The 11,323-nt window shown below is 63.1% G+C and carries 9 protein-coding genes; 7 read left to right on the top strand and 2 right to left on the bottom strand.

Features of this window, described 5'->3' with window-relative positions; translation table 11 throughout:
* The 6 genes from EOA16_RS10665 to EOA16_RS10640 form a co-directional block, all read left to right on the top strand.
* Positions 1 to 2,847, top strand: a 2,847-nt coding sequence (locus EOA16_RS10665) for an Ig-like domain-containing protein (RefSeq protein WP_127257906.1), incomplete at its 5' end; no start/stop codon positions are given.
* Positions 2,848 to 2,907: 60 nt separating this feature from the next.
* Positions 2,908 to 3,279, top strand: a complete 372-nt coding sequence (locus EOA16_RS10660; protein ID WP_127257749.1) for a hypothetical protein — start codon at positions 2,908 to 2,910, stop codon at positions 3,277 to 3,279.
* 32 nt (positions 3,280 to 3,311) lie between these two features.
* Positions 3,312 to 4,070 (top strand): transglycosylase SLT domain-containing protein, encoded by a 759-nt coding sequence (locus EOA16_RS10655; protein ID WP_127257904.1) that lies wholly within the window; start codon positions 3,312 to 3,314, stop codon positions 4,068 to 4,070.
* A gap of 139 nt (positions 4,071 to 4,209) precedes the next feature.
* The gene (locus tag EOA16_RS10650; protein ID WP_245455902.1) at positions 4,210 to 5,361 is read left to right on the top strand and encodes an ABC transporter substrate-binding protein; all 1,152 of its coding nucleotides are present in this window, start codon (positions 4,210 to 4,212) and stop codon (positions 5,359 to 5,361) included.
* A gap of 57 nt (positions 5,362 to 5,418) precedes the next feature.
* Positions 5,419 to 6,093: a thermonuclease family protein gene (locus tag EOA16_RS10645; RefSeq protein WP_245455901.1), complete on the top strand. Its 675-nt coding sequence runs from the start codon at positions 5,419 to 5,421 to the stop codon at positions 6,091 to 6,093.
* Between the two features lie 218 nt (positions 6,094 to 6,311).
* Positions 6,312 to 7,064, top strand: coding sequence for a GGDEF domain-containing protein (locus EOA16_RS10640; protein ID WP_127257743.1), 753 nt, complete (start codon positions 6,312 to 6,314; stop codon positions 7,062 to 7,064).
* 58 nt (positions 7,065 to 7,122) lie between these two features.
* On the opposite strand, the gene EOA16_RS10635 is transcribed toward EOA16_RS10640, so the two are convergent.
* Positions 7,123 to 8,670, bottom strand: a complete 1,548-nt coding sequence (locus tag EOA16_RS10635) for a GMC family oxidoreductase N-terminal domain-containing protein (protein ID WP_164754210.1) — start codon at positions 8,668 to 8,670, stop codon at positions 7,123 to 7,125.
* Positions 8,671 to 8,713: 43 nt separating this feature from the next.
* Positions 8,714 to 9,391, bottom strand: a complete 678-nt coding sequence (locus EOA16_RS10630) for an FCD domain-containing protein (RefSeq protein ID WP_013529856.1) — start codon at positions 9,389 to 9,391, stop codon at positions 8,714 to 8,716.
* A gap of 204 nt (positions 9,392 to 9,595) precedes the next feature.
* Here EOA16_RS10630 and EOA16_RS10625 point away from each other — a divergent pair, with 204 nt between their 5' ends.
* Positions 9,596 to 11,224, top strand: coding sequence for a choline dehydrogenase (locus EOA16_RS10625; RefSeq protein ID WP_127257741.1), 1,629 nt, complete (start codon positions 9,596 to 9,598; stop codon positions 11,222 to 11,224).
* The last annotated feature ends 99 nt before the right edge of the window (positions 11,225 to 11,323 follow it).

The raw sequence follows: 11,323 nt of genomic DNA, 5'->3' as shown, positions 1-11,323 counted from the left end.
GGCGCCGACGGCGCAGCGCCTGGCGGCGCGGTGACGGGCGTTGCGACGGGATCGAACGTGTCGAACCCGGTGAGCGGCGGCCTGGGCGGGATCGTGGGCCAGTACGGCACGCTGGTTCTGGGCGCCAACGGCGTCTACACCTACACGGCCAACGCCAATGCAGTGACCACCAATGCGGTCGATCACTTCGTCTACACCATCACCGACGGCGACGGCGACACCTCGACGGTGACGCTGGACATCACCGTCAACAATGTGACGGTGACGGCATCCGACACCGATGCGCTGGTCTACGAGAAGGGCCTTGCCACGGGCAGCGACGCGGCCGGCAACAGCGAGATCTTCAACGGCGCGATCACGCCGGCTGGCGGCACCGGCCCGTACACCTATACGCTGACCTCGCCGGCCAGCGGCAGCTACGGCAATCTGGTGCTCAACGCCAACGGCACCTACACCTACACGCTGACCCAGACCTATGACGGCGCGACGACCAACAATGGCATCACCACCGAGCAGGACAAGGACAGCTTCAGCTATACGGTGACCGACGCCCACGGCAACACCACCACCGGCTCCATCCTGGTCGACATCGTCGATGACATTCCGACGGCGCATGCCGACACCAACAGCGTCTCGGAAGGCGCGCAGGCTTCGGGCAATGTGCTGACCGACGGGACGGCGGACGTGCTCGGCGCCGACGGCGCAGCGCCTGGCGGCGCGGTGACGGGCGTTGCGACGGGATCGAACGTGTCGAACCCGGTGAGCGGCGGCCTGGGCGGGATCGTGGGCCAGTACGGCACGCTGGTTCTGGGCGCCAACGGCGTCTACACCTACACGGCCAACGCCAATGCAGTGACCACCAATGCGGTCGATCACTTCGTCTACACCATCACCGACGGCGACGGCGACACCTCGACGGTGACGCTGGACATCACCGTCAACAATGTGACGGTGACGGCATCCGACACCGATGCGCTGGTCTACGAGAAGGGCCTTGCCACGGGCAGCGACGCGGCCGGCAACAGCGAGATCTTCAACGGCGCGATCACGCCGGCTGGCGGCACCGGCCCGTACACCTATACGCTGACCTCGCCGGCCAGCGGCAGCTACGGCAATCTGGTGCTCAACGCCAACGGCACCTACACCTACACGCTGACCCAGACCTATGACGGCGCGACGACCAACAATGGCATCACCACCGAGCAGGACAAGGACAGCTTCAGCTATACGGTGACCGACGCCCACGGCAACACCACCACCGGCTCCATCCTGGTCGACATCGTCGATGACATTCCGACGCTTGGAGCTTTCACGCCAGGTACGATCCCCAACGAGGTCGGATCCGTCAACGGCTTGTTTGCCTTCGCGGCGGGAGCCGACGGCGTCAACCATTTCAACATAACCGGTCCGGCGATCACGGGGGTTAGCTACAGCACGACAGTCCAGGCCGACGGAACGACAGTGCTGCTGGCCGAAACCTCCACGGGGACCGACATCTATTCACTCACCTTGCATCCAGATGGCACCTACGCCTTTGCGCTTATCACGCCCGATGCGGCAACAACGGTAACTCAAACGCTCACGGGGCTGTCGCCGGGTGGTCCGACACCTTTCCTTGAAACTCCGGATGGTTTGATCGAGTTCACCGGCAGTGGCAGCGGCGTCAATTCTTCGACACAAGGCTTCGGCGTCGCCGATCAGTTTGTCGAGAAAGATGAGAATTTCACCATGGAGTTTCACACTTCCGCTACCGCCGGGAACGACGCACCGACGCTGAATCCGAAGTTCATAGGCAGCCTCGATTTCGCCGCAAGCGGCAACAGCTCTGGCTCTGTTTCATGGATAGCAACCAATTCCGTCACCGGCGACACCCGTAGCGGAACGGCGACAGTTACGAACGGACATCTGATCATCGACCCTTCGATCGACTTCAACCTAATTTCCATAACCGGTGACGCCGGTTCGAAAATCAGGCTATCTGCCGTCGACATCTCACAAACGATACTGCCATCCGACACCACCTTGCATTTCCAAGTCAGTGCGGTCGATGGAGACGGAGACGTCAGTGCAACCCAGTCCCTGGACATCCATCAGGTGGCTGCGAGCTCGGGCGGATCCTTCACCCTCCCCGGCTTTGCGGGAACGGTGAACGACGTGATCGCCGGCAGCACGCATATCGATACGATCTCGGGCGGGGCCGGGACCGACATTGCCGATTACACTGGCAGCTCGTTGGCTGTTTCGATCAACCTGGCCGACGACGGGCATGCGAACGCGGCGGCATTTTCGACAACTCCGGCGGATGCGACGATCGGCGGTGGCGATGCCGCCGGAGATACCCTTACGGGCATCGAAGGATTGATCGGCGGTTCCGGCGACGACTATCTGTTCGGAAACTCCAGCGCAAATTACCTGGCTGGCGGACTGGGCAACGACACGCTGAGAGGCGAAGGTGGCGCTGACACTCTTGTCGGCGGCGCCGGCAACGACCTGCTGGTCGGTGGTGCGGGGAGTGATACGCTTACCGGCGGCACCGGCGCCGACACGTTCAGACTTGAGAACCTCGACATCAAGGATCTGATCACCGACTTTAGCGGCGTGGGCGGCGACGGCGACAAGATCGACCTGACGGCCTTATTCGACACGGCACCTGGCGGTGCCAATGTCGGCGACTTCGTGAACTATAATGCGGCGACGGGTGTGCTCAGTGTCGATGCCAACGGCACCACCGGCGGCGCCAACTTCCTCGAAGTGGCTGAGCTTGTGAACCACCCCGCTGCCAACACCATCACGCTGCTCTACGACGACGGCGTGACTCAGCATACGACGACGGCAAACGTGGTTTAACGCCATAGCGCGCGGCCACGCGATTATGTTATACGTCGCTAATATCTAGGGGAGCTCAACATGAAACGTTCTGCAAGATTGCTGGTTTCCGCCGCGACGCTGTTGCTGGCAGTCGGGTCGACGGGGTATGCCGCCGACATCATCGAAGGTCCGACGGGCGACTATTGCCGTGTCGTCGGCACGTCCAACCTGGTGCTGAACGACAACATTGTCGATCTCAAGGAGCAGGTGGTGAAGCTGATGGACGAATCGGTCGCCGCCGCCAACAGCTCGGAGTGGATCAACTCGTCCCGGCCCGTCTTCGTCTGGGCATCGGAAGCCAAGGTCGCCTGCGGCATGGCTTACGGCTACCTGAAGACGAACTACAAGGACGAAGACACGCTCAACAAATGCGAGTGTTTTCACGATCGCATGGTCGAGTACATGCACTGACCGGATAGGCGAAGCCACGCCTGTTGGCCATCATGACAGCCGACGGATCCTTCCTGAAGGCGGTCGCAGGCGCGATCGTGTTGTTTGGCTTTGTTCAAACGGTCACGCCGGCCAGTGCCAACTGGCTGGAAAGACCGTCCGCGAAACAACAGCTTTCGCCCGGCCTGAAGCAACCAGTGCGCTGTGATCCGGCCACGGAGTGGACCCGGCAGGCTTTCAAGGCATTTGCGAGTTGCCAGGCATCGATCTATGGCCTGGAGCCGTTGCTGGCGCATGCTGTGATGGAGATCGAAAGCGGCTTCGATCCCGGCGCGCAAGGCGCCGACGGCGAAGTCGGCCTGATGCAGGTGATGCCGGCGACGGCCAGGATGCTCGGCTTTCGGGGCTCCCTGGACGATCTGGGCGCGCCGGCGATCAACATCGCGCTTGGGGTCAAATATCTTGCACAGGCCAACAGGCTGGCCGCGGGCGATCTGTGCACCACCGTCATGAAATATCGCGCCGGGCACAATGAAAGCCGGTTCTCGGCCCTTTCTGTCCACTACTGCCAGCGTGCACGGGCAATCCTGGCAAGGGAGGGGATCGAAGTGACCGGGCCGTTGCCGGTGGCGACGTCAGGCTTTTCCGCATTTTCGCCAGGAGGGGAGGAGGGAGCCCCTGCCCAGGAAAAAGCCGTTTGCGTGCGCCGCCTGTTCGTGCCGGGGCCGCGATACATGAAATGCGCCGACTATCGAAGTGTCGGGCAAGCAAGGCAGATCAGGGCGCTCAGAGGCAGGCTTTTCGGCGGCTAAAAGAACTGCAGACGGCACTGCAAGTCCGCCGTAACATGCGTTGAAGACAGACCGGGAACAATATCCGGCGGCACATAGGGGTGGAGCATTCATGGAAGCTGGCCGACAGGTCCACTGTCCGCGGACATGGGCAATCGCCTTGGCGCTCGCCGCGATCGTGTCGGGCTGCCAGTCGAAGGGCGGCGTGTCCGAAGTGCTCGATCCGGCGGCGGTTGCCGCGCCTGCCGGGCAGAATGGCGCCGCCGGTGGCGGTCCGGTCCAGGCGACCCAGTCGCTGGGCACCGGTTCGACCAAAGTCACGATGCTGCTGCCACTGTCCGCGCCTGGAACGGCCGGGGAAAACGGCAGGAAGATGCTCGATGCGACCAAGCTGGCGATGACGGATATCGGCAACGGATTGCTGACGCTGACGATAGAGGACACCAAGGGCGACAGCGCGCAGGCCAGCAAACTGGCGGTTACGGCCATTACGACGGGATCTAAAGTCGTCATTGGCCCGACCGAGCTGCCGGCAGTCCAGCATATTGCCACGCTTTCGGGATCGAAGCGGCCACCGGTTCTGGCGCTTGCCGATAATTTCGCCGGCGGCGCCGGGGTCTATGCCGTGCTTCTTGGTGAAGCGGACAGCGCCGCCGCGGGCGCTGCGGGCCTGGCTGCGAAAGGCAGCAAGAAGTTCGTACTGTTTGTCGCGGATGGCCCAAACGCCGGCGCCATGGAGAAGCGGGTTGCAAACAGCCTCAGCATCTACGGTGCTACGCTCGCGGTCACTCTCCCGTATTCGGCCGGCGACGGTGGCGCGAAGGCGGTCGACGAAATGGGCTCACTCGTGGACGCCCCCGACGCCGTCATCGTTGCCAGCGGCAATGCCAGCCCGTCGCCTATCCTCGCCGCCCTCAAAGCAAAGGGCATTCCGGGGAAGACAATCTCCGTCGTCGGAACGAACCGTTGGCTGGAGCACCCCATTGATCCGCTCTTCGAGGGAGCGTTTATCGCCACGCTCGATCCGAGTGAAACCGGGCCGATCGCGGACCGCTTCAGGACGACATACAACTATCCCGCCGACGTCAATGTGGCCTATGCCTATGACATGGTTGCCCTGACGGCAGGGATTGCCAGCGCGATCGGGCCTGATGGCTTCAGCAAAAAGGTTCTCGAAAATCCAAACGGGTTTCGCGGGTCGACCGGCCTGTTCCGGTTTCGGGCTGACGGATCCAGTCAACGCTCGATGCCGTTCTATCGGATTGAAAAAGGTGCGCTCAAGCTGGTTGCGAAATCGACGTCGGGTTTCTGACCGGCGCAAATCCCTGAGACCCTGTTCAAGCTGATGGGCAGTCCGGACCGCAGCCGCTTGGCGATCGCGTTCGGAAGCCTCCTGCTTCTGGCCGGGATACTGCTGATCATTCAAGGCGGGCTTTCGGTCGATCGGCCTGTCCGTGCCCTGTCGCGGGATGCTGACGATACGCAGCATATCCGGCCGGTTGCCCCGGTTGCCGGCGCACAACGCCTGGAGCCGGCGCGCAAGGTTGCTCAAGACCTGATCGCTCCGCCGCGGCTTGATCCCGCCGAGATCGAACGGGCCGAACCCCGTCCGCCACTCAGCGAGCTTGGTCTCGCCGTGCCCCCGAAAACGCCAATGCCCAGGGATTGGCGGGAGGTCTTGCTCTACCGCCCGGTTGCCACATCGTCGGCGATGTTCGAATCCATGGGCCGCAAGGTGGCCATCAGCGGAGTGCGAGGCATCGATCTCGACAGCTCCTGCTCGTCTCATGACGTCACCTGGCCTTGCGGCCTGCGCGCACGCGCCGTTTTCAATTCCTGGCTGAGGGGACGCGCGCTGCACTGTTTCGTACCTCCGGACGTCGAGCGTTTTGCCGTCGCCGCCCCGTGCAGGCTGGGCAAGCAGGATGTTGGCGCCTGGCTTGTCTCCAACGGCTGGGCAACGGCGCTGCCGGGCGGCATCTACGGCAAGGCGGAGGCGACAGCCCGAAAGGCTGAGATGGGCATATTCGGGCCGGCACAATAGCCTGCCATTCAATCCCTTTTTAACCGCCACGGGCGCAGCTTTGCGTCTTGTCTTTCATGCATGTTCTTTCCCAAAGCCGAGGTCATGCGTTTGGAGCAAGCCAATTTCGTCCGCAGCCTTGATGGGGTCATCGCGCAATCGATTAAATTGCAACGTTCCTTGAAACTGAAATTGCAACACACCGGCCTTATACCAGCCCATCCACAGGAGATCGGCCAGTGACAAAGACTATGGCGAGCACCACCGACCAGGCATGGAAAGGCGTCGCTTTGCTGACCTTTCTGGGAACCACTGCAATCCTGGGCATTTCCGTCGGCCTCAATTATCTGCTCCTGTTCTCCGAGGCGCTGACGCCATTTGGGCGCAGCATGATCACGGCAATCCTGTTGCCTGTCGTTCTTGGTGTTCCGCTTTTTCTGTTCGTTGGATTGAAACAGATCGAGCTTCGTCGCTATCGCCGGGAGCTCGACAAGTCGGCAACCTTCGACACCACGACCGGCTGTCTGAACGGAGCGGTCTTCACGTCGATGGTCGAGAGAAGAACAGCAAGGCCGTCGGTGCCGGGGCCTAAATCGGGCGCCTTCCTGGTCATCCATTCGGAACATCTGCGGTCCATCAACCTGCGCTTTGGTCTTGAATGGGGCGATCAGGCCTTGCGGCTCATAGCCTCAACCATACAATCGTCGGTGCGCGCGGAGGATCTGGTTGGACGTATGGGGACGTCGATGTTCGGGGTTTTCCTAGCCGGCGCGACCGAAGCAGAAGCCAGGGAAATCGGCGAGCGTATCAGGGCGCGCATCGCGCAAGTCTATTTCGCGCCAAAAGGGACCGAGGATGCCCTGGCCGTCAAGGTCGGCGGCGTGGTGTTCGAGAACCAGGTGGAGTTCGCGGACATGTTCCGATCCGCCGAGCAGCGCATGGCCGGCGTCCAGGACGGAGCCGCGTTTGAGCTGACGCATCTCCATAGCTGACAGTCGCTGGGAACCAGGGCCATTCGGAACCCAGGGGAATTGTGGGACGCGGCCGCCTTCACGCTGCCAGCGGGGTAGCTCGTGAAGACGCCGCCCAGGTTTCGGCGATGGCGACGATCGCCGCGTTGATCGGTCCGCTCGGGATCGCCGGCATCACCGAGGCATCGACGACAAAGGCATTGTCGAAGCCGTTCAGCCGCAAGTCAGGATCGACGACGGCTTCGGCGTCACGACCCATCCGGCACGTGCCGGCCGGATGGTGATGGGTGGAAGCAGCCCTGGCGATAAAAGCATCGAGTTCGGCATCGGACTGAACCGGTGCACCTGGCAGGATCTCCGTATCGCGCCATTCGTCCAGGGCCGCATGATGGCCGACCATGCGCGCCCGCTTCAACGCCATCCTGAATGTCGCGCGGTCGTGTTCGGTTTCGAGATAATGCGGGTCGATGACCGGCGCATCGTTGCGGCCCGGACCGCTCGGTGTGATGCGCCCGCGGCTTGTCGGATGGGTGACGCCGCACAGGATGGTAAAGGCCGAGCCATAGGGCGGGGCATTCAGGCCCTCGGCCGCCGACGGAGCGACGACGCAGGCGAGCACGATATCGGGACTTCCCATGGAGCGGGTCGGGTCGTCGCTGTGCAGATACATCAGCGATTCGGAGTGCTGCAGGCGGGAAGGCGGCACCGGCTTCTTCGTGCTGTAGACATTTCCGAGAGCCAGCAGATGGTCCTGCAGGTTGCGGCCGACATCGCCGCGATCGGCAAGGCAACGTATCCCCGCCTGCTTCAGCGTATCCGGGCAACCAATGCCCGACCGCATGAGGATGAGCGGCGAGGACACGGCGCCGGCGCAAAGAACGATTCGGTCGGCGGAGAGCGTTCCGGTCTCACCGTCGCAGACTACGCTCACGCCCGTGACCTTGTGGCCGTTGAGCACCAGATGCTCGACCTCGTGGCGGGCGAGCAAGGTCAGGTTCGGCCGCGCCATGACCCGCGGCGGCAGATAGGCGTCCGCGACGCTCAGGCGCTTGCCGTCACGTATGTTGAGTGAATTGGGACTGGTGCCGACCAGTTCGCCGCTGTTGTGGTCGCTCAGGGCGGGAGCGCCCATGGCGCGCCCGGCGGCGATATAGGCACGCACGACCGGACTGACCTCGGCGTCCGGCAGATAGACATCCAGCGGGCCGCTCCTGCCGCGTGTCGGCCCGTCGAAGGCGGTGAAGGCTTCGCTGCGGATGAAGCCCGGCAACAACCCCCGATAGGACCAGCGCTCGCCGCCGGCTCGCGCCCAGGGTTCGAAATCATCGGCATGGCCGCGCACATAGGCCATTGCATGCAGGCAGCTCGAGCCGCCGACGATCCTGCCGCGCGGCCATTCGTGGACGCGGTTGGCGGTGAAGGGCTGGGGCACGGTCCGGTAGCTCCAGTCGTAGGCGCGGCCCTGGAGCATCGTCCATTTCAGCGGATCGGCGATGTCGGGATCGGCCGGCATCGCCCCGGCCTCGATGAGGCCGACCTGGCACGACCGGTCTTCACTGAGCCGGCTGGCAACAACCGAGCCGGCGGATCCCGCGCCGATCACCAGCACGTCGAAATGACGTTTCAATTTGCAATTCCCCGCACAGGCTCAATGTCGGAAGCTGATACGATCAGGCGGCAAAGGCGCCGGCATTCGACCGTTCCATGATCTGTCTCTGCACGGACAAAAGGTGCGCGCGCATTGCGGCCTCTGCCGCTTCGGGATCGCGCTGCGAGATCGCTTCGGCGATCAGGCGATGCTCGCCGTCGCGGTGGGCGATCCGCTTGGGGCAGGTGGGTGCCGCGGTGCGCGCAACCTTCACCCGCGCATCGACACCGACCTGGCGCAGCATCTTGTAGAATTCCGCGGCGAGGTGGTTCCGGGCCGCGGCAACGATCGCGAGATGGAAAGCGAAGTCGACCTCACCCGACGGGGCGTTCTCCGGCGTGGTTGCCGCGTCGAGGATCCGCGCCGTCTCGAAAGAGGAGGCGCGCAGCGACGCCAGTCGGGCAAGGCCCGGCTCCATGATCAGGCGCAATTCCAGGACCTCGATCGGATTGGTTACCCTGACCAGTTCCTCGCCATATCTTGGGAGGGCGGTCGGCGCCCGCCTGGCACGCGCCGGTTTGAGGTCGCCCGAAAGGCGCAGCACTTCAAGCGCCTTGCGAAGCTGATGGCGCTTGACGCTCAGATGTTCCGCAAGATCGCGCTCGGACGGAAGCTTGCCGCCGCCCTGCTGCAACTGGCGGACCGCGGCGATGATGTCGTCGAGATCCGATGGTCCGACCTGCGGCTCGAATGCGCTCAAAACCAAATCTCCTGTCCGATCGGCAGACCGCCGACTCAACGTCCCGACATCATATTGTGACACGAAAACCTGTTCGACGGCACTCAACCAATTCAACCAATCTACAACTGTACGCAATGGTTGACAACACCAGTTGCGCGATGGTTGACTGGTCATGTCGACGGTTGCCATCGCGGCGGACCGTCTTTCTCCCGAGGATCACGCATGCCGGTTGGCGAAACCTTTGACTACGTCATTGTCGGCGCGGGATCGGCCGGCTGCGTGCTGGCGAACCGGCTGAGCGAAGACCCCGCCGTGTCGGTGCTTCTGCTGGAGGCGGGGGATTGGGACCGCGATCCGATGATCCACATCCCGCTCGGCTGGGGCAAGATACTGACCGAGCGCCGCCACGACTGGATGTATTTCTGCGAGCCCGAGGCCAATGTCGGCGGCCGCAAGGTCGAATGCGCGCGTGGCAAGGTCATCGGCGGCTCTTCCTCCACCAACGCCATGGCTTATGTGCGCGGCAATCGCGGCGACTACGATCGCTGGGCGGCAAGCGGCCTGACGGACTGGTCGTTCGACAAGGTGCTGCCCTACTTCAAGAAGCAGGAACGCTGGGAAGGAGGCGAAAGCCGGTATCGCGGCGGCAGCGGGCCGCTGAACACCCAGTTCTGCCGCTACAAGGACGAACTGATCGATGCCTTCGCCACGGCCAGCCGTGATGCCGGATATCCGCAGACCGACGACTATAACGGCGCCATACAGGAAGGCTTCGGCCGCCTGCAGATGACAATTGCGAACGGCCGCCGCTGCTCGACCGCGACCGCCTATCTGCGGCCGGCCATGCGCCGCGGCAACGTCAAGGTGCTGACCGGCGCGATGACGACGAAGATCCTGCTCAGGGATGGCCGCGCAACGGGCATTGCCTACACCAGAGGCGGGGCGAGCCATGAAGTTCTGGCGCGGCGCGAAGTACTGCTTGCCGGCGGCGTCATCAACACGCCGCAGCTGATGATGCTGTCAGGCATAGGCGACAGCGGCGAGCTCGCGGCGCATGGCATCGCGACGAAGGTCGATCGTGCCCAGGTCGGCAAGAATTTGCAGGACCATGTTTCGGTCATCCTGATGTATCGGCGCAAACAGCCGGGACCGTTTCTCAAGATGATGCGGGCCGATCGTATCGGGCTGGATTTCGTCAAGACCTATCTCACCGGAAAGGGCTTTTCGGGAGATGTGCCTGGCGGCGTCGTGGCATTCCTGAAAAGCGACGCAAGCCGGCCGTTGCCGGACGTGCAGCTGCTTTTCACCGCTGCGCCGCTCGGGGCATGGCCTTACATGTCGCCGTTCAAGGCGCCGTTCGCCGATGGCTTTGCGACCCGTATCGTTGCGGTGCAGCCGGAGAGCCGCGGCAGCGTCAAGCTGGCGTCGAGCGATCCGGTCGCCGCGCCCCTGATCCATCAGAACTTCTTGTCCTCGCAGCGCGACTGGCAGTCGCTTCGCGCCGGCTTTCGTGTCGCGCGCAACCTTGCCAGCCAGCCGTCCATGGCCCCGTTCGTTGGCGCGGAATTCTTCCCCGGCCCGAAATGCGAGAGCGACGAAGAGATCGACGAGCATATCCGCAAGACGTCGATCACCGTGCATCATCCGGCCGGCACGTGCCGCATGGGTGTCGATGCAGAGTCGGTGGTTGATCCGGAATTGCGGGTGCGCGGCGTTGCCGGACTTCGTGTCGTGGACGCCTCCGTGATGCCGGATCTCGTCTGCGGCAACATCAATGCGGCGGTCATCATGATCGCCGAAAAGGCCGTGGATCTGATCCGCAGCCGCGCTCAACAGAGTGTGGCGGCCTGATAGTGGCGGCCGGAATGCAACCAAAATCTTTTGGTTGAGAGTAAAACCTACGTTGGTTGGACTGCCGTGTGAGCCCGCACGGCCGTGAAGGATAGGCTT

This window comes from Mesorhizobium sp. M7A.F.Ca.US.008.03.1.1, from assembly GCF_003997495.1.
Lineage (GTDB): Bacteria > Pseudomonadota > Alphaproteobacteria > Rhizobiales > Rhizobiaceae > Mesorhizobium.
Note: the sequence above shows the minus strand (reverse complement) of the source record. Positions and strands in the feature narration are given on the sequence as shown.